Annotated in this window: 16 protein-coding genes and 2 tRNA genes; 2 read left to right on the top strand and 16 right to left on the bottom strand. The window is 70.9% G+C overall.

The window, feature by feature from the left end:
- Positions 1-43: 43 nt before the first annotated feature.
- From ACPA54_RS38665 to ACPA54_RS38630, 8 genes are all read right to left on the bottom strand, one after another.
- Positions 44-889, bottom strand: a complete 846-nt coding sequence (locus tag ACPA54_RS38665; protein ID WP_423537203.1) for a DegV family protein — start codon at positions 887-889, stop codon at positions 44-46.
- 156 nt (positions 890-1045) lie between these two features.
- Entirely contained in the window at positions 1046-1645 is a 600-nt protein-coding gene (locus ACPA54_RS38660; protein WP_423537201.1) for a hypothetical protein, read from the bottom strand.
- Between the two features lie 312 nt (positions 1646-1957).
- Positions 1958-4843, bottom strand: coding sequence for a leucine--tRNA ligase (gene leuS / locus ACPA54_RS38655; RefSeq protein WP_423537199.1), 2886 nt, complete (start codon positions 4841-4843; stop codon positions 1958-1960).
- A 279-nt stretch (positions 4844-5122) separates the two neighbouring features.
- A complete protein-coding gene (locus ACPA54_RS38650) occupies positions 5123-5755 on the bottom strand; it encodes a lysoplasmalogenase family protein (protein ID WP_423537197.1) in 633 nt (210 codons plus the stop codon).
- Positions 5756-5873: 118 nt separating this feature from the next.
- Complete coding sequence (locus tag ACPA54_RS38645; RefSeq protein ID WP_423537196.1) at positions 5874-6593, bottom strand: gamma-glutamyl-gamma-aminobutyrate hydrolase family protein; 720 nt, start codon at positions 6591-6593, stop codon at positions 5874-5876.
- 73 nt (positions 6594-6666) lie between these two features.
- Positions 6667-7431, bottom strand: a complete 765-nt coding sequence (locus ACPA54_RS38640) for a 3-oxoacyl-ACP reductase (protein ID WP_423537194.1) — start codon at positions 7429-7431, stop codon at positions 6667-6669.
- Positions 7432-7488: 57 nt separating this feature from the next.
- Positions 7489-8865, bottom strand: a complete 1377-nt coding sequence (locus ACPA54_RS38635; protein ID WP_423537192.1) for an aldehyde dehydrogenase family protein — start codon at positions 8863-8865, stop codon at positions 7489-7491.
- Positions 8866-8916: 51 nt separating this feature from the next.
- Positions 8917-10275 (bottom strand): glutamine synthetase family protein, encoded by a 1359-nt coding sequence (locus ACPA54_RS38630; protein WP_423537190.1) that lies wholly within the window; start codon positions 10273-10275, stop codon positions 8917-8919.
- Positions 10276-10448: 173 nt separating this feature from the next.
- On the opposite strand from ACPA54_RS38630, the gene ACPA54_RS38625 reads away from it, so the two are divergent.
- Complete coding sequence (locus ACPA54_RS38625; protein WP_423537189.1) at positions 10449-11222, top strand: FadR/GntR family transcriptional regulator; 774 nt, start codon at positions 10449-10451, stop codon at positions 11220-11222.
- A gap of 5 nt (positions 11223-11227) precedes the next feature.
- Here ACPA54_RS38625 and ACPA54_RS38620 read toward each other — a convergent pair whose 3' ends face one another.
- The 8 genes from ACPA54_RS38620 to ACPA54_RS38585 all read right to left on the bottom strand — a co-directional run bounded on the left by ACPA54_RS38620 (position 11228) and on the right by ACPA54_RS38585 (position 18150).
- Positions 11228-12331: an NADAR family protein gene (locus tag ACPA54_RS38620; protein WP_423537187.1), complete on the bottom strand. Its 1104-nt coding sequence runs from the start codon at positions 12329-12331 to the stop codon at positions 11228-11230.
- 646 nt (positions 12332-12977) lie between these two features.
- A tRNA-Ala gene (locus ACPA54_RS38615) sits at positions 12978-13050 on the bottom strand.
- Positions 13051-13097: 47 nt separating this feature from the next.
- A tRNA-Ala gene (locus ACPA54_RS38610) sits at positions 13098-13170 on the bottom strand.
- Positions 13171-13283: 113 nt separating this feature from the next.
- Positions 13284-14057 carry a glucose 1-dehydrogenase gene (locus ACPA54_RS38605; RefSeq protein WP_423537185.1) on the bottom strand — a complete coding sequence of 258 codons (774 nt, stop codon included), beginning with the start codon at positions 14055-14057 and terminating at the stop codon, positions 13284-13286.
- A 70-nt stretch (positions 14058-14127) separates the two neighbouring features.
- Positions 14128-15078, bottom strand: a complete 951-nt coding sequence (locus ACPA54_RS38600) for an alpha/beta hydrolase (RefSeq protein ID WP_423537183.1) — start codon at positions 15076-15078, stop codon at positions 14128-14130.
- A 1-nt stretch (position 15079) separates the two neighbouring features.
- Positions 15080-15859, bottom strand: coding sequence for a glucose 1-dehydrogenase (locus ACPA54_RS38595; protein WP_423537181.1), 780 nt, complete (start codon positions 15857-15859; stop codon positions 15080-15082).
- A gap of 204 nt (positions 15860-16063) precedes the next feature.
- Positions 16064-16819, bottom strand: coding sequence for a glucose 1-dehydrogenase (locus ACPA54_RS38590; RefSeq protein WP_423537179.1), 756 nt, complete (start codon positions 16817-16819; stop codon positions 16064-16066).
- Between the two features lie 194 nt (positions 16820-17013).
- Positions 17014-18150, bottom strand: coding sequence for an LLM class flavin-dependent oxidoreductase (locus ACPA54_RS38585; protein WP_423537177.1), 1137 nt, complete (start codon positions 18148-18150; stop codon positions 17014-17016).
- A 108-nt stretch (positions 18151-18258) separates the two neighbouring features.
- Between ACPA54_RS38585 and ACPA54_RS38580 the strand changes: the two genes are divergently transcribed.
- Positions 18259-18933: a helix-turn-helix transcriptional regulator gene (locus tag ACPA54_RS38580; RefSeq protein ID WP_423537175.1), complete on the top strand. Its 675-nt coding sequence runs from the start codon at positions 18259-18261 to the stop codon at positions 18931-18933.
- The last annotated feature ends 126 nt before the right edge of the window (positions 18934-19059 follow it).

The raw sequence follows: 19059 nt of genomic DNA, 5'->3' as shown, positions 1-19059 counted from the left end.
GTCCCCGCGCGGGACCGGCGCCGCGGCAAGCCGGTCGGCCCCGCTAGCGCGGCGACACCACCACGGCCAGCAGTCCCGGCCCGGTGTGCGCGCCGATGACCGCCCCGGCCTCGCTGGCGTGCAACTCCCCCAGCCTCGGGAGCCGTTCCCGCAGGCGTCCGGTCAGGGCCTCGGCACGTTCCGGACTGGCGAGGTGGTGGACGGCGATGTCCACCGGCGCCTCCCCCGCCGCCTCGATGGCGATCTCCTCCAGGCGGCTGATCGCGCGGGCGGCCGTGCGGACCTTCTCCAGCGGCGCGATCCGGCCCTCGGTGACGTGCAGCAGCGGCTTCACCGCGAGCGCCGCGCCCATCAGCGCCGCGGCGGCGCCGATGCGGCCGCCGCGCCGCAGGTATTCGAGCGTGTCGACGTAGAAGAAGCCCTGCGTGGCCCCCGCCCGCTTCTCCGCCGCCGCGGCGGCCTCCTCGGCCGAGGCCCCGTCGGCGACCGCTTCCGCCGCGGTCAGCACCGGGAAGCCCATCGCCATCGCCACCGTGCGCGAGTCGACCACGCGCACCGGCACCGGCGCCTCGCGGGCCGCCAGCAGCGCCGCCTCGTACGTTCCGGACAGCTCCGACGACAAGTGGATCGACACGATTTCGCGCGCGCCCTCTGCGGCCATCTTCCGGTACGTCTCGGCGAACGTCTCCGGTGCCGGACGCGACGTCGTCACCACCCGCTTCTGCCGCAGCGCCTCGGCGAGCCCCGCCGGGGTGGCCTCGGTGCCCTCGTCGAGCGGCCGCCCGCGCAGGACGACCTTGAGCGGCACCACGACGATGCCGTGCCGCTCGACCACCTCGTCGGGCAGGTACGCCGTGGAATCGGTAACGATCGCGACATCGGTCGTCATGGAGGTGAAGCTACCCGTCGCCGAAGGGACAAGGACGAGGACACGAGACGAGCACACAAGCCGAACACAAGGCCGGACGAACCCGAGGACAAGGAAACCAGCCGGACGACGGAACGGTCCGCCCGGTCCGCCCCGGCCGCGGCCGGGCGCGCCGCCTCAGGGCCCGAGGGCCTCCTTCGCCGCCTGCGAGGTCTCCCGCAGGGCGACGACTTCCTGGTCGACGTCCCGGCCGAGCCGGTCGAGTTCGTCGTGCGCCAGGTCGCGTTCCCGGTCCTGCGCGGCCCAGCGCAGCGATCCCGCGGCGTGCTGCACGCGCTCGGCGCGTTCGCGGAGCTGCGGGAGTTCGCGGTCGACGCGGACCGGATCGGGTTCGCGTTCGAGCATGCGCAGGTCGGTGTCGAGACCGGCGGCGAAGCGTTCGAGGCGGTCGAGGAGTTGCCGTGCCTCGCCGAGTTGGGCGTCGCGTGCGTAACCGGCGTCGAGGACACGGCGGGTGTGGTCCAGCGATTTGCGCACCGCACCGCGCAGCCGGGCCGCTTCGCCGACTCCGCCCGGACGGGTGTATGCCCGGGCCTTGGACGCGGCGTCGTCGACGAGCCCGCGGATCCGCGGAGCGTGCCGGTCGATCCGCCGTCGGACTGCACGCCGCACTATCACCGCGAAGATCACCACCACACCGATCAGCACGAAAAGGGCGGCAACGCCCGCCCCCAGCACGAGTGCGACGGCCTGCGCGCCGTCGGAGGCGAGTGACACGGCTGGTCTCCTCCCAGTGGTCGCCGCCCGCGATGACTCAACATTAGCGCCGCCGGGGGGCCGGACGTCCGTGCCGGACGAAATCCGCCCGTTCCCGGGCGATCGTCACACTGCGGAAATCACCCCGACACGGACCGGAAACGGCTGCCGGAAACCACCGCCGCGGCCTGCCGGAACCGGCCCGGGAGGCGCGGAGGGCGGCGCCGCCTCCCGGCCGCACCGCCCTCCGCCCTTACTCCACCGCCTTGGCCGCTGCCGTCACCACCGTCACCACCGGCACTGTCGGCACTTCGGGCACGTCCGTCACTGCTGTCACGCAGGGACGATGTTCACCAGCTTCGGCGGCCGCACCACGACCATCCGCACCGCGGCGCCGCCCAGCGCCGTCTGCACGGCCTCGTCGGCCAGCGCCAGCTCGCGCAGGTCGTCCTCGCCGATCGTCGGCGGGACCTCCAGGCGGGCCTTGACCTTGCCCTTGATCTGCACGACGCAGGTGACCGTCTCGTCGACGACGTACGCCGGGTCTGCCTCCGGGAAGTCGTGGTGCGCCAGCGAGCCTTCGTGGCCCAGCCGCGCCCACAGCTCCTCGGCGACGTGCGGCACCAGCGGCGCCACCATCAGCACCACCCGGTCGGCGATCGAACGCGGCACCGCGTCCAGCTTCGTCAGGTGGTTGTTCAGCTCGATCGCCTTCGCGATGGCCGTGTTGAAGCGCAGCCCGTCCAGGTCGCGGCGCATGCCGTCGATCGCCTTGTGCAGGGCACGCAGCGTGGCCTCGTCCGGCTCGACGTCGGCGACCCGGACCTGCCCGGTCTCCTCGTCGACGATGTTGCGCCACAGGCGCTGCAGGAAGCGGTACGAGCCGACGATCGCGCGGGTGTCCCACGGCCGCGAGACCTCCAGCGGCCCCATCGACATCTCGTACAGGCGCAGTGTGTCCGCGCCGTACTCCTCGCACATCTGGTCGGGCGTCACCGAGTTCTTCAGCGACTTGCCCATCTTGCCGTACTCGCGGTTGACCTCTTCGACGCCGTGGAAGAACTTGCCGTCCTCCTCGGTGACCTCGTCGGCCTGGACGTACACGCCGCGCGCGTCGGTGTAGGCGTACGCCTGGATGTAGCCCTGGTTGAACAGCTTGTGGAACGGCTCGAACGACGAGACGTGGCCCAGGTCGAACAGCACCTTGTGCCAGAAGCGCGAGTACAGCAGATGCAGCACCGCGTGCTCGACGCCGCCGACGTACAGGTCGACGCCGCCCGACGCGCCTTCGGTGCGCGGGCCCATCCAGTAGCGCTCGTTCTCCGGGTCGACCAGCACGTCGTCGTTGGTCGGGTCCAGGTAACGCAGCTCGTACCAGCACGAACCCGCCCAGTTGGGCATGGTGTTGGTCTCGCGGCGGTACATGCGCGGCCCGTCGCCCAGGTCCAGCTCGACGTTCACCCAGTCGGCGCGGCGGGACAGCGGCGTCTCCGGCTCGGTGTCGCCGTCCTCCGGGTCGAACGTGCGCGGCCGGTAGTCGTCGATCTCGGGCAGCTCGACGGGCAGCATCGACTCGGGCAGCTCGTGCGCGACACCGTCCTCGTCGTAGACGATCGGGAACGGCTCGCCCCAGTACCGCTGGCGGCTGAACAGCCAGTCGCGCAGCTTGTACGTGACGGTCGGCGCGCCCACGCCGTGCTCGGCCAGGTGCGCGTCCATCGCCCGCTTGGCGTCGGCGACGTCCAGGCCGTCCAGCGTGAAGTCGCCCGCCGTCGAGTTGACCAGCATCGCGGTCTTCGACACGAACGCGTCGTCCCACGTGGCCGGGTCGTCGGCGCGGCCGTCGTCGGGCTTGACGACGCAGCGGATCGGCAGCCCGAACTTGCGGGCGAACTCGAAGTCGCGGTGGTCGTGCGCGGGCACCGCCATGATGGCGCCGGTGCCGTAGCCGGCCAGCACGTAGTCGGCGATGAACACCGGGATGTGCGCGCCGCCCGCCGGGTTCACCGCGAAGGCGCCGGTGAACACGCCGGTCTTGTCCTTGCCTTCGGTCTGCCGCTCGACCTCGGTCTTGGCGGCGGCTTCGGCGCGGTACGCGGCGACGGCCTCGGCCGGCGTGGCGTACCCGCCGGTCCACTCGTCGCGGGTCCCGGCCGGCCACGCGTCGGGCACGATCGCGTCGACGGACTCGTGCTCGGGCGCCAGCACCATGTAGGTGGCGCCGAACAGGGTGTCCTGACGCGTCGTGAACACGCGGACCTTCAGGTCGTCGGCGTGCCCGGCGAACGTGAAGTCGATGTGCGCGCCCTCGGACCGGCCGATCCAGTTGCGCTGCATCAGCTTGACCGGCTCGGGCCAGTCCAGCTTGTCCAGGTCGTCGATCAGGCGGTCGGAGTATGCGGTGATCCGCATCATCCACTGCTTCAGGTTCCGCTTGAACACCGGGAAGTTGCCGCGCTCGCTGCGGCCTTCGGCGGTGACCTCTTCGTTGGCCAGCACGGTGCCCAGGCCCGGACACCAGTTGACCGGCGCCTCGGACAGGTAGGCCAGCCGGAACCCGTCGATCACCTTGGCCTGTTCGGCACGCGGCAGGTCCGCCCATACGCCGCCGCCGGGGACCCCGCGGGTGCCCTTCTCGAACTGCTCGACCAGGTCGGCGATCGGCCGGGCGCGGCCCTTGCCGCCTTCCGCCTCGGTGTCGTACCAGGAGTTCCGCAGCTGCAGGAAGATCCACTGCGTCCAGCGGTAGTACTGCGGGTCGATGGTGGAGATCGACCGGCGCGGGTCGTGGCCCAGGCCCAGGCGGCGCAGCTGGCGGCGCATCGTGGCGATGTTCGCCTCGGTGGTGATCCGCGGGTGCGTGCCGGTCTGCACGGCGTACTGCTCGGCGGGCAGGCCGAACGCGTCGTAGCCCAGGGTGTGCAGGACGTTGAAGCCGGTCATGCGCTTGAACCGGGAGTACACGTCGGTGGCGATGTAGCCCAGCGGGTGGCCGACATGCAGGCCCACACCCGACGGGTACGGGAACATGTCCATCACGAACATCTTCTCGCGGCCCGCGACCTTGGCCGGCTCCGCCATCGGCCCGGCGGGGTTGGGCGCCTCGAAAGTGCCGTCCGCTTCCCACCGGTCCTGCCAGCGCAGCTCGATGTCGCCGGCCATGGCGGCCGTGTAGCGGAAAGGCTCGGTCGGCTCGGTGGCCTGCGTGGTCTCGGTCATCGTCCTCAGGGCTCCTGGATGCTTGCGCAGCGCGGCCGTGTCAGCCGGTTACCGGGCAACTCGAACGGTCCGGGGATCCGGAGACTCCGGGGTCCGGAAATGGAAAAACCCCTCGCACAGGAGGGGTCGCCGCGCCGAGGAGGGCGGCGGTCCGACGACCGGCCGCCCGACCTGCTCAGCGCGGCCCGGTAAGCAGCAGGACGGCACGCATGGGGACAGGGTACCGCAGGGCCCTGGCCCGACCGGCGGATATCCCCTCGGTCGTCCGGTGCCCGGTCGTCAGGTGAGGGAGACGACGAGGAGGATCTGGGCGAGGTGGTAGGCGGCGGCGATCGCGACCGGCGCGTACGGCGTCGGCTCCCGGTACCGGTTCCAGCCCGCGAGCGCGTCCGCGCAGTAGAACAGGAACGCCCCCGCGACCGCGGTCGGCTGCCCGGTCGCGGACGCTGCGACGACCATCACCGACAGCACGACTATGTACAGGACGACCGGCAGTGTCAGTCCGGGCGCGGACGCGCGCACGCCCAGCACGAGCCGGACCGCGAAGCCCAGCGTCGCCACCAGCACGACGACGATGCCCGCCGCCGCCCACAGCCACGACCAGCCGACCTGCTGGAACCCCACGACGTACGCGACGTGCGCGGCCAGCGACGCGGCGACCGCGAGCCGGAACCGGCGCTCGCCGCCGGGCACCAGCAGGTCGCGGGCCAGCGACAGCAGCAAGGCGACCAGGAACGCGGCACGCTGCGCCTGGCTCTGCGGATCGAGGACCGCCGCCGACGCGATCAACGCGACACCGACCGCGGGCCGGGCGCGTTTCTCGGTCCGGAGGTCGTCGCGGCCGACGGCTCCCCAGTCCACGACCGCGAGCACGGCGGCCGCGAGGAGCAGCGCCAGCGCGAGGGGGGTCATGACCGGCGACCATACTGAGGGGTAACCGGGGAAATCGCCTAAGTCGGCACTACGTCACGCAACCGTGATGAGGCCGAGTCCGAGCCGCGTCGTGCGCGGGCTTCGGCCACCGCCCGGCTCACAACGCCGCGGCCGTGTTCCGGCTCCCGATCGCCGCGACCAGGCCACGGAACGGCGCCAGGTCGTCGTCGACCTCGGGATGCCACTGGACCGCGACGGCGAAGGGGTGGTCGGGCAGCTCCACCGCTTCGACGGTGCCGTCCGGCGCGCGCCCGGCCACCACCAATCCCGCGCCGAGCCGGTCGACCGCCTGGTGGTGGTAGGACGCGACATCGATGTCGGTGCGCCCGTACAGCTCCGCGGTGCGGCTGCCCGGCTCCAGCGCCACCGGGTGGCGGCCGTACCGGCCGGGTGCGGGTGCGTGGTCGCGGGTGCCCAGCCGGTCCGGCAGGTGCTGGAGGAGGGTGCCTCCGCGCAGCACGTTGAAGACTTGCAGTCCCCGGCAGATGCCCAGCACCGGCAGGCCTGTCTCCAGCGCCCGCCGGGCGAGGGCGAATTCGGCGGTGTCGCGGGCGGGGCGCACCCAGCCGCTTTCGGCGTGCGGTTCGGCCGCGTAGCGCGACGGGTCGACGTCTCCGCCGCCGGCCAGGACGAGCCCGTCCACCCGGTCGAGGGCGTCGCCGATGTCCGGCACGGACGGCAGCAGCACCGGCAGGCCCCCCGCCGCCGCGACCCGGTCCACGTAGGCCTGCGGCAGCAGCGTGGCCTGGGTGTCCCACGCCGCCCACTTCGCTTGTTCGCTGTAGACGGTCACGCCGATGACGGGACGACGGGACATAGCGGGTACCACCTGTCTGCTCGCGGCTTGAGGTGCAGCCCCGGCCGGACCGTCCGGCCAGGGCTGGTGCGGCCTACAGCGGCGTAACGTACGCCCCCGAGATGCCCCCGTCGACCAGGAATTCCGCGGCCGTGATGAACGACGCGTCGTCCGACGCGAGGAACGCGACCGCCGCGGCGATCTCCTCGGCCTCCGCGAACCGCCCCGTCGGAATGTGCACCAGGCGCCGCGCGGCCCGCTCCGGGTCCTTCGCGAACAGCTCGCGCAGCAGCGGCGTGTTCACCGGCCCCGGGCACAGCGCGTTGACGCGGATGCCCTCCCGGGCGAACTGCACGCCGAGTTCGCGCGACATGGCGAGCACGCCGCCCTTGGACGCGGTGTACGAGATCTGCGACGTCGCCGCGCCCATGCGTGCGACGAACGACGCGGTGTTGACGATCGCACCCTTCCCCTGCCGCTGCATGTACGGCAGCACGTACTTGCAGCACAGGTACACCGACGTCAGGTTGACTTCCTGCACGCGCCGCCAGGCATCGATGCCGGTGGTGAGGATCGAGTCGTCGTCGGGCGGCGAAATGCCGGCGTTGTTGAAGGCGACGTCGATGCTGCCGTACCGGTCGAACGCGGCCTGGTACATCCGCTCGACATCGGCCTCGCTGGTGACGTCGGCCTTCACGTGGATTCCGCCGACCGCGTCCGCGGCCGCCTTGCCCGCGGTCTCGTCGATGTCGACGCACACGATGTTCGCGCCTTCGGACGCGAGGCGCTTTGCGGTGGCCAGGCCGATGCCGCTGCCCGCGCCGGTGATGACGGCCGTTCGGCCTTCAAAACGCTTCACTGGGTGAGTCCTCCGTTGTGCTGGGTCCTGCGGGGTCGGGGTGCTTCGGGGACCGGCTCACTCGTCGGCGATGAACACGTTCTTCGTCTCGGTGAACGCATCGGCCGCGTCCGGTCCGAGTTCACGCCCGAGCCCGGACTGCTTGAAGCCGCCGAACGGCGTCCAATAACGCACCGAGGAATGCGAGTTGACCGACAGGTTGCCCGCCTCGACCCCACGCGCGACGCGCAGTGCCCGCCCCACGTCGCGGGTCCAGATCGACCCGGCCAGACCATAGGCCGTGGCATTCGCGATGCGGACCGCATCCGCCTCGTCGTCGAACGGCACGACCGCGGTGACCGGCCCGAAGATCTCCTCGGTGACGGTGCGGTCCAGCGGATCCGCGGGCGTCAGCACGGTCGCCGGGTACCAGAAGCCCTTGCCTTCGGGCACCGTGCCGCGGATCGCCACCGGCGCGTCGTCCGGGACGTAGCCGCGCACCCGGTCGCGCTGGGCGGCGGACACCAGCGGCCCCATGGCGGTCGCCGGGTCGTTCGGGTCGCCGGCGCGTACCGCGAGGATGTGCGGCTCGAGCAACGCAAGGAACTTCTCGTACGCGTCGCGCTGCACGAGGATCCGGCTGCGCGCGCAGCAGTCCTGGCCGGTGTTGTCGCAGAACGACATCGGCGCCGCGGCCGCGGCCTTCTCCAGATCCGCGTCCGCGAACACGACATTGGCGCTCTTGCCGCCGAGTTCCAGCGTCACCCGTTTCAGGGTCCCGGCGGCGCGCGCCATGATCTCCTTGCCGACCGCGGTCGACCCGGTGAACACGATCTTGCGGACGTCCGGGTGGTCGACAAGCGCCCGCCCGGCGACCGCGCCGCGGCCCGGCAGCACCTGGAACACGCCTTCGGGGATGCCCGCGTCGAGCGCCAGTTCGGCCACGCGCATCGCGGTGAGCGGCGTGAGTTCGGCGGGCTTCGCCACCACCACGTTGCCCGCGGCCAGCGCGGGGGCCAGCCCCCAGCCGAGGATCGGCAGCGGGAAGTTCCACGGCACGATCAGCCCGACGACGCCCAACGGCTCGTGGAAGGTGACGTCGATGCCGCCGGACACCGGGATCTGACGGCCGGTCAGCCGTTCCGGGGCGCCCGCGTAGTAGTGCAGGACGTCGCGCAGGTTGCCCACTTCCCAGTGCGCGTTGCCGACCGGGTGCCCGGCTTCGGCGACCTCCAGTGCGGCGAGTTCGTCGGTGTGCGCGTCGACGAGCTCCGCGAACCGGCGCAGCAGGCGGGCCCGGTCGCCGGGAGACACGGCCCGCCACGCGGGGTAGGCGGCCTGGGCGCGGCGTACGGCGGAGTCGACTTGGGCGGCGTCGGCCATGGGGACACGGGCGACGAGTTCCTCGGTCGCCGGGTTGATCACGTCGAAGACGTCGTCGGCCATCTCGGCCATGGCGGCCCTTTCTCACGTGGTTCTCGGGGTGCTGCGGCGGGGCTCGGCGCGCTACATGCGTTCGAAGCCGCGGTACATCTCCCAGTCGGTCACGGCGGCCTCGAACGCGGCCAGTTCGACGCGGGCGGCGTTGGCGTAGTGCGCGTGGACGTCCTCGCCGAACACGGTGCGCGCGAGTTCGCTCTTCTCCCACAGGTCGAGTGCCCCGCGGAGCGTGGTGGGGACGTTCTCCGCGCCTGAGGTGTACGCGTTGCCGGTCTGCGCGGGCATCAGCGGCAGTTCGTTGTCGATGCCGTACTGCCCCGCGGCGATCATCCCGGCGACCGCCAGGTACGGGTTCACGTCGCCGCCCGGCACCCGGTTCTCCACCCGCAGCGACAGGCCGTGGCCGACGAGCCGCAGCGCGCAGGTGCGGTTGTCGACGCCCCACTGCACCGCGGTCGGCGCGAAGCTGCCGGGCTGGAAGCGCTTGTACGAGTTGATGTTCGGCGCGTACAGCAGCGTGAACTCGCGCAGTGTGGCCAGCTGCCCGGCCAGGAAGTGCTCGCCGGCCTTGGACAACCCGTGCGGCCCCTCCCCCGCGAGCACCGGCCCGTCGCCGCCGCGCAACGAGAGGTGGATGTGGCAGGAATTGCCTTCGCGCTGGTTGGGCTTGGCCATGAAGGTGAGGCTCATGCCCATCTGCGCGGCGATCTCCTTCGCGCCGTTCTTGTAGATGCTGTGGTGGTCGCAGGTGCGGACGGCTTCGTCGTAGCGGAACGCGATCTCGTGCTGGCCGAGGTTGCATTCGCCCTTCGCCGATTCGACGTACAGCCCGGCGCCCGCCATATCGTTGCGGATGCGCCGCAGCAGCGGCTCGACGCGGGCGGTGCCGAGGACGCTGTAGTCCACGTTGTACTGGTTCGCCGGCGTCAGGTCGCGGTACGCGCGCTGCCAGGCGTCCTCGTACGTATCGCGGTAGACGACGAACTCCAGTTCCGTGCCGACCATCGCCTGCTGCCCGAGGGCGGCCAGCCGGTCGGTCTGTGCCTTGAGGATCTGCCGCGGCGAGGCGACGACCGGCGTCCCGTCGGTCCACCGGAGGTCGGCGACCAGCATGGCCGTGCCCTCGTTCCACGGCACCGGGCGCAGCGTCGCGTGGTCGGCGACCAGGACGAAGTCGCCGTAGCCCTTCTCCCACGAACTCATCGCGTAGCCGTCGACGGTGTTCATGTCGATGTCCACCGCGAGCAGGTAGTTGCAGCCCTCGGTGTGGTGGTGCAGGACTTCTTCGAGGAAGAACCGGGCGGAGAGCCGCTTGCCCTGAAGCCGGCCCTGCATGTCGGTGAACGCCACCAGGACGGTGTCGATCACGCCGGACGCGACCTGCGTGCGGAGCCACTCCATGTCGTACGGCTGCTCGTGGACCATCGCCGTCCTCCCCTGGGACACGCCGCTCTCCGGCCGTCCGTCATGCTCGTACGGACGTTCCGGGCTATCCAATCTCATTGGTCTAACATCAGTCCATTGATTGGTCTGAACTGCCGAAAGAAATTCGGTGCCGACCCGACCGACGCCCGGAGCGGAACCGAGGGGGTGGAAGAGTGCCGACCGACGCCGGCGAACGCGCGTCCGAATCCGCATCCGCGTTCGAGGGGTGGAGCGACCCGACGGCCGATGCCGTGCTGCGTCCGGTACGGGCGGGCAACGCGTTCGAGGAGACCGTCGAACGCCTGATGGCCGCGATCAAACTGGGCGTCGTCCCGCCGGGCGGCCGCTTCCCCGCGGAACGCGACCTCGCCGCGCGCCTCGGCGTCAGCCGCATCACCCTCCGCGAAGCCCTGCGCGCGCTCCAGCAGGCCGGCCACGTCGAGGTCCGCCGGGGCCGCTTCGGCGGCACGTTCGTCACCGGCCCGCTCCCCGCCCCGGAACCCGGCGAAGCCCGCCGCCGCGCCGAGGACATGGGCCCGGCCCTCGACGACGCGCTCACGTTCCGCCAGGTCCTGGAAGTCGGCGCCGTCCAGGTCCTCGCCGCCCGCGGCCTCACCGAGGCGCAGCGCGAACTCCTCCTCGCCCGCCTCACCGCCGTCGACACCGCGGCCCCCGAGGACTACCGCCGCCTCGACACCGCCTTCCACCTCACCCTGGCGGAACTCGCCGACTCCTCGTCGCTCACCGCGGCAGCAGCCGACGTCCGCATGCGCCTCAACGACCTGCTGAACGCGATACCCGTCCTCGACCGCAACATCGCGCACAGCGCGGTCCAGCACCAGGCCATCGTCGAAGCCGTCCTCGCGGGCGACCCCGACGCGGCTCGGCGGGCCACAATCGAACACCTCGAAGGCACCGCCGCGTTGCTCCGGGGATTCCTGGCCTGAGGGCGCTACCGCACGTCGAGCACGATCCCACCGCGCGCCGCCACCAACTCCGACCGCACCATCTCCAACAACCGCCCCATCCAGTGCGGCGACCCGCCGGCCCGCTCCCCCCAGAACTCGTCCCGACTCTGGTAGACCAGCCGCGCGTCCTCGGTCGACACCAACATCTCCGCAAGCTCCGGATACCGCCGGAACTTCCCCCGGAGCAGCTCGGTCATCACCGCGACCCGGATACCGTCCCAGCCGTCCCGTTCCGGGTAGTCCTCGGCGATATACGGCACCCGGTAGCCGAGCTTCTCGGCGGCGATCGCATCGCGCCCCGCCTCATCGAGGGTCGAAAGCGCGTAGAAGGCATGGTGCAGCGACGCGTAGGTGCGGCCTTCCACGGTGAGGGGCGCGGGGTATTCGTTCCGCAGTGCGTTGGGGTAGTCGGGGATGGGCTCCGGGTGCGCGAAGTTCAGGTCGCGGAGCTCAATCGTGGAGGCACCGGCGACACCCGTCGCCTTCGGCTCGTATGCGGCCGCGTCGAATTCACGCGCGTACTCGACCAGAGTCGCCGTGGCCTCGTCGATCTGCTCCTGGGTGAGCGGAATGCCGAACCAAGGCTGCCCGACGCCGTGCAGGATCTTCCATGCCGCGTCGGTTGCCGCGCTGTCCACCAGCCAACCCCAGTTGTCGGGGATGGCATCGTCGGCGGTGCGGAGTTCCGCGAGGCGTTCCTCCGAAGGCTGGCGCCCGTAGGCGCGCATGGCGTCGAACCACCGGTGGGTGATCGTGGGACGGCCGTTCAGCCGGTCGAGGATGTCGGCAACTTCGGCGAGGAGTTCGGCTTCGCCGCGGTGCAAACGCACCTCGGTCATCGTCCATGAGCCGGTCCCGTAGCAGTCGACCGAGACCTCGTCCGGCAGTTCGGTGATCAACTCCCCGCTCCGGACCGCATCCACGAAATCGTCGAATGACCACGGCAACGGCGAAGTCCCCGACGAAATAACCCCGTCGGCATACACCGCCAGCTCCACCAGCTTGCATTTGCCGGCCACCCGCGCGAAGACCAACAAGCTCTCCCCGTCGACCCGGCCCCCGTCCACCACCCGATAGGTACGTATCACCGCCGCAAGATAGCGCTCCGCCCACCCCAACCCCACGCAGTTTCGAACGGAGAGAGGCAGCACGCCCGGCCCCGCACCCCACGGGACTGCGGGGAATGACGGTGTAGCGAGACAGCTCCCCACCCAGGCGGTTCGGGGGCGACGCCGCGTGGTCGGGTCCAGCCCGGGGGCACACGGGCGCTCGTGGGGCTGGGGAAAACCGGTGGGGTCGGGGGAAACACTGCGGCGCAGGGGAAGTCGGCCTGGCGGAAGTCGGATGGCTGGGCCTCACCGTGGCCGGACTCCCCAAGCCCGTGGAGGTGGGGAATACCGCTCGGTGGGGCTGGCCCAGGGGGGTGCGGCCCCCGGTGGGATCTGAGCGAAAGGCCGCGGGGCAGGGGGAACCTGGCCGGGTGGGGGCTTGGGGTAGCCGGGGGCGTTTCGCAGGTGGTAGCGAACCCACCCGCACCCCCACCGACTTCGCCGAGGAGACGCCCCACCCCCAGCCCGACCCCCACCACCCGGCCCTCAACCACGCGGGCCCCCAACCACGCGGGCTTCGGGGGGGTGTGGGGTGGCGAAGCCCCCCACCGGCGCGAAGCGCCCAAAAAACGACGAGGGCGACAAGGTCTGTTTACCAACAGACACATGTCGCCCTCGACCCGAGTGGAGCTAAGGAGACTTGAACTCCTGACCCCCTGCATGCCATGCAGGTGCTCTACCAGCTGAGCTATAGCCCCGGGATGACCGCCCTCACGCAGACCGGCGGTCGATTCAGTTGTGTGAGTGGAGCTAAGGAGACTTGAACTCCTGACCCCCTGCATGCCATGCAGGTGCTCTACCAGCTGAGCTATAGCCCCTCACCCGGCAGTCGGTTGCCCGACTGGCCAGGGATTACTTTACATGGTCGACCGGGCAACTTCCTAACCGATACCCGGCCGGTCGTTTCCGCAGGTCAACGCAGTCAGCGCGGTCAGTAGCGGCCGGTGGCGGGGACCGCGCCGGCGGTCATGCCGCCGTCGACGACGAGTTCGGCACCGGTCATGTAGGAGGCCGCGTCGGAGGCGAGGAAGGCGACGGTCTCGGCGACCTCCTCGGGTGCGGCGACGCGGCGCAGCGGGACGGCGGGGAACTTGCCTTCGCCGCGTTCGACGCCGACCTTGGCGATCATCGGGGTGTCGATGACGCCGGGGTACACGGAGTTGATGCGGACGCCGTGTTCGCCGACCTCGAGGGAGACGGTCTTGGAGAGGCCGCGGACGGCCCACTTGGTCGCGCCGTAGGCGGAGTGCGACGGGAGGCCTTCGAGGCCGGACTGCGACGAGATGTTGACGATCGAGCCGGAGCGCTGGGCCTTCATCGTCGGCAGGACGGCCTGCATGCCGAGGAAGACGCCCTGGAAGTTGACCTTGAAGATCTTGTCGAGGCCTTCGAGGGTCTCGTCCTGGAACGCCTTGGTCCAGTAGATCGCGGCGTTGTTGACGAGGACGTCGATGCGGCCGAAGGCGTCCAGGGCGGCGGTGACGACGCGGTTCCAGTCGTCGGGCGACGAGACGTCGTGGCGGACGAAGACGGCCGCGTCGCCGAGGTCCGCGGCGACCTTCTCGCCCTCTTCTTCGAGCAGGTCGGTGATGACGACCTTCGCGCCGCGGGCGACGAACAGGCGGGCTTCGGCCTCGCCTTGGCCGCGGGCGGCGCCGGTGATGATGGCGACCTTGCCGGTGAGCTGGTCGGTGAGCTGTGCCATGGGTGACTCCTTGGGGTTGCCGGGCCGCCGCGGCGGGCCCGGCACGAAAGCCGGTGCGGGGTGCGCGGGGTTACGCGAGGGCCTTGCGCAGGGCTTCGGTGGCTTCGGCGAACGCGGTCGCGGCGGCGGGCACGAGGGCGCCCATGCCGATCGCGCCGTGGAACATGCCGTCGTAGACGCCGTATGCGGCGGGGACGCCGGCTTCCGCGAGGCGGACCGCGTATGCCGCGCCTTCGTCGCGCAGCGGGTCGAGCGCGGCGGCGACGACGAAGGCGGGGGCGAGCCCGGCGAGGTCGGGGGCGGTGCCGGGCGACGCGTACGGGTGCGCGGGGTCGCCGTCGGGGCCGATGTACTGCTCCCAGTACCAGCTCATGTGGGTGGCCGTCAGGAAGTAGCCCTCGGCGTTGTCGCGGTACGAGTCGGTGCCGCGCCGGTGGTCGAGCACCGGGTAGATCAGGAGCTGGAACGTCGGCTGCGCGGTGCCGCGGTCGCGGGCCATGAGGCAGACGGCGGCGGCGAGGTTGCCGCCCGCGGAGTCGCCGGCGATCGCGATGCGGGCGGGGTCGCCGCCGATGGCCGCGGCGTGCTCGCGGGCCCACAGGTAGGCGGCATAGGCGTCTTCGGCGGCGCCCGGGAAGCGGGTCTCCGGCGCGAGGCGGTAGTCGACGGAGACGAAGACGGCGCCGGTCGCGTTGGCGAACGCGCGGCAGGTGCCGTCGTGGCTGTCGAGGCCGCAGAGAGCCCACCCGCCGCCGTGCAGGAACACGACGACGGGAAGCGCGGCGGACGCCTCGGCCCCGGCGGGTCGGTAGATCCGTACCGGGAGTTCGCCCGCGGGGCCGGGGATGGTCCGGTCCTGCACGTCCGCGACGGGGATCGGCGGGGCGGGCGATTTGGGAGCGGCGGCGAGGATGCGGCGCGCCTCGGCGGCGTCCGCGACCTGGGTGCCGACCTGCGGGAAGGTCGCCGTCATCAGGTCTATGAGCTGACGGACTTCCGGGGCCAGGGCGTCTTGGGGCATGTCAGCCTTCCACGGTGTTCCGGACGGTGGGGCCGGCGGTCCAGCCGCCGTCGACGGCGAGTTCGGCGCCGGTGACGTAGGACGCGGCGTCGGAGAGCAGGTAGACGACCGCGGAACCGACCTCCTCCGCTTCGCCCGCGCGGCCCATCGGGGCCTTCGGGTAGCCGCCTTCGCCCGGCTTGATGCCGACGACGGCGGTCATCGGCGTGTAGATCATGCCGGGGTGCACGGAGTTGACCCGGATCTTGTCGCCGGCCAGCTCGATCGCGGCGGTCTTGCCGATGCCGCGGACCGCCCACTTGGCCGCCGAGTAGGAGCCCGTGTACGGGAGGCCCATGAGGCCGGCGGCGGAGGAAATGTTGACGATCGAGCCGCCCCCTACCGCCTTCATCGCGGGGATGACGGCCTGCATGCCCATCCACACGCCGGTCAGGTTGATCTTGATGACGCGCTCGAAGTTCTCCAGCGACTCCTCGGCGAACGGGCCGCCCGCGGTGACGCCGGCGTTGTTGACGAGGCCGTCGATGCGCCCGAACTCGGCGAGGGTGAAGTCGACGACGGCCTGCCACTGGGCGGGGTCGGCGACGTTGTGCGCGTGGAAGCGGGCGTTCGGGCCGAGGTCTTCCGCCGTCTTGCGGCCGGCTTCTTCCTGCAGGTCGGTGACGACGACCTTGCCGCCGCCCGCGACGACCTGGCCGGCGGCGGCCGCGCCGAGACCGCCGGCCGCGCCGGTGATGATGACGACCTTGTCGGTGAGGTTGGGGCCCTGGAGTTGGGTCATGGTGTTCGCTTCCTTGGTCGAGCCGGGGATTTCCACAGCCGGGCCGTTATCCACAGGTCGGGGTTTCCAAAAGTGACGACGCGGGGCCGGGCGGGTGAGACTGCGGGGTCGGATGGAATCCGATGGCGGTGGGGGCGGGGGAGGGACCCTCACACGGATCTCGTTCCACAGTGGCGGGAGGAGGGAGGGCCCTTTAGGGCAAGGTCAGCCCCGCATCGGCGGCACAATCCCCGCCGTAGACCCCCCGTCAATCACAAACTCCGTCCCCGTCATCCAAGACGAAGCATCCGAAGCCAAGAACACCACCAGTTCCCCGATGTCCTCCGGCTCCCCGATCCGCCGCAGCGGCACCGCCGGGTAATTCCCGCGCCCGCGCTCCACGGTCCGGCCGAGCATCGCGGTGTCCACTCCGCCCGGGTGCACGGAGTTCACCCGGATGCCGTCCTCGCCCAGCTCCAGCGCCGCGGTTTTCGTCAGCCCCCGCACCGCCCACTTCGCCGCGCCGTAGGCCCCGTGCCGGGGAATCCCCTGCAGCCCGGCCAGCGACGAAATGTTGATGATCGATCCGCCCCCGCGCGCGGCCATCGCGGGCACCACGGCCTGGATCCCGTGGAACACGCCGAAGAGATTGACCTGCAGAACCCGCTCCAGGTTCTCGGCCGTCTCTTCCATCACCAGCGCATGCCGCAGGATCGCCGCGTTGTTCACCAGCACATCGACGCCGCCGAAGGCCTCGACGGCCGCGGCGACAACCCGCGCCCAGTCCTCGGCCGAGGACACGTCGTGCCGGACGAACAAAGCCGCATCACCGATATCGGCGGCAACCGCCGTGCCTTCTTCCGCCAGCACGTCGGTCAGCACGACGCGTGCCCCGTGCGCGGCGAGGAGCCGGGCCTCGGCTTCGCCCATGCCGCGCGCGGCTCCGGTGATGATGGCTACTTTGCCGTCCAGGCTGGTCACGTGGCAGGCCCTTTCATAGACGCCATGAGTCGTTACGGATTACACATGGGTCGGGTCGCCCGTTCCAGTCCTCCGCACCGGAACGGGCGACCCAGTCTGACGCGGCGTCAGTCGCCGCACGGTTCCGGCCGGTTGCCCGCCCGCTGCGTGTCGTGCACGTCACGCGTGTCGAGCTCCGGCCGGACCCCGGGAGGTCAGTTCCCGTACTTCGCGCGGAAGTGCGGGATGACCTTCTCGCCCCAGATGCGGATGGTCTCCATGCACGCCTCCTGCGGGACGGTGCCCATCTGGATGAGGCACATGATCTCGTCCGCACCCGCGTCGATCAGCTTCTGCACGTAGCCGATCGCATCCTCGGCGGTGCCGTACGCGTGGTTGATGTTGTACGTCGCCGTGGCGTTCACCGTCACCGGGATCTTCGCCTCGTGCAGCATGGCCACCTGCTGCTCGGCGGCCTCCTGGATCTCCTTGACGTGGTCGACGCCCTCGACCACGGCCTCGTCCGGGATGCCCGACTTGCCGCCGGAGAACCAGTGCGCGATCGACTGCGCGAAAAAGCGCTGGCCGCGGGCGCCGACCTGGCGGGCGGTGTCGCCGTCCTCGGAGACGATCGTCGGGCAGAGCGCCACGAGGTGGTTGTTCTGCACGGTGGACACGAACTGCGAGCCGTCGCGGGCCTCGATCGCGTCGCGGTAGATCTTGTTGAGGTTCGCGACCTCGTCCGGGCCGGCGAAGCCGAGCACGAGCGCGCCGACGCCCATGTTGGCGGCCTCGACGAGGCTCGGCTGCTTGCTGCACGCGAGGAACAGCGGCGGGTGCGGGGTCTGCACCGGGCGCGGCAGGATCGGGTGGGGGCTGATCTGCATCAGCTCGCCGTTGTACTCCAGCTCGTCCTTCTGCCAGGCGGCGCCCAGGATCCGCAGCGCCTCTTCGACCTGCGCCTTGGTCGTCTCGATGTCGGCGCCGACGAGGCTGGTCTCCTGGAGCGTGCCGCCGCGGGCCGCGCCGACGTCCAGGCGGCCGCCGGACAGCGTGTCGAGCATGCCTATGCGCTCGGCGACGCGTGCGGGGTGGTTGAAGTTGAAGGGCATGCACACGGCGCCGTGCGCGATGCGGATGCGGGAGGTGCGCGCGGCCACCCAGGTCAGGAAGATCTCGGGCGCGCTCATGTGGGAGTACCACTTGGTCGAGTGGTGCTCGACGGCCCAGACGCGGTCGAAGCCCATCTCCTCGGCGTAAACGGCCTGCTCGACCGAGTCGAGGATGACCTGCCGCTCGTGCTCGGCGGTCGGGTTGGCCATCTGGGCCTCGAAGATCATCGAGAACTGCATGCCGTACTCCTGAGTCTCGCGTGGAATACTCCAATTAGATGTATGACAGTCTGCGACGTCAAGGGGTGAACTGACGTAGAATCAGTTGGACGAAAGGGAGGGACCCCGATGAGCGACGCCCCCGCACCGCATCCGACGCCGTTGCCGAAGCTGCCGAACACGGCGTGGGCGGTGCTCGGACTGCTGTCCATGCCGGGCGAACGCTCCGGGTACGACCTCAAGAAGTGGGCCGACGCGTCGCTGCGCTACTTCTACTGGAGCCCGGCCCTCAGCCAGATCTACACGGAGCTGAAGCGCCTCGAGCAGCTCGGCTTCGCGGTGTCGCGCATCGCGTCCCAGGACGAACTCCGCAACAAGCGCCTCTACACGATCACCGACGACGGCCGTGCCGCGCTCGAACGCTGGATGCGCGAAAGCCCCGCGGGCCCGCCGGTCCTCAAGCACGGTGTCGTGCTGCGCGTCTGGATGGGGTTCCTGTCCGAACCCGAGGAACTGCGCAAGACCGTTGCCGAGCACCGGGATTGGGCCGACCGCACGCTCGCCGAAGTGCATTCGTCGGAAGAGGCCTCGCAGGACCGCTGGCCGTTCGCCAAGCTCGCGCTGCGCTGGGCGGAGCGCTACTACCAGGCCGAACGCGACCTGGCCGAAGGCATGTTGGCGGACCTGGACGAGCTGTACGAGCACGGCGAGGAACACACCGCCGACCGCTCGGGCGCCGACGGCGTCGCACCCGCCGCGCCCGGCGCGCCGTCGTCCGCCTCCGAAGGCGGCCCGGAAAACTGAGCGGCGGCCGGCGGCAGGCCCCGCCCCCCCCCCCAAAGCGAAGTTACAAGGACCCCCCGCGGGCGGGTATAAACAAATTAGGCAGCCGGCGACTAACACACGGTAGATAAAGGGGGGGGGCGGGTG

The organism is Uniformispora flossi, assembly GCF_049534875.1.
GTDB lineage: Bacteria > Actinomycetota > Actinomycetes > Streptomycetales > Streptomycetaceae > Yinghuangia > Yinghuangia aomiensis.
This window is presented reverse-complemented; position numbering and strand designations above follow the sequence as displayed.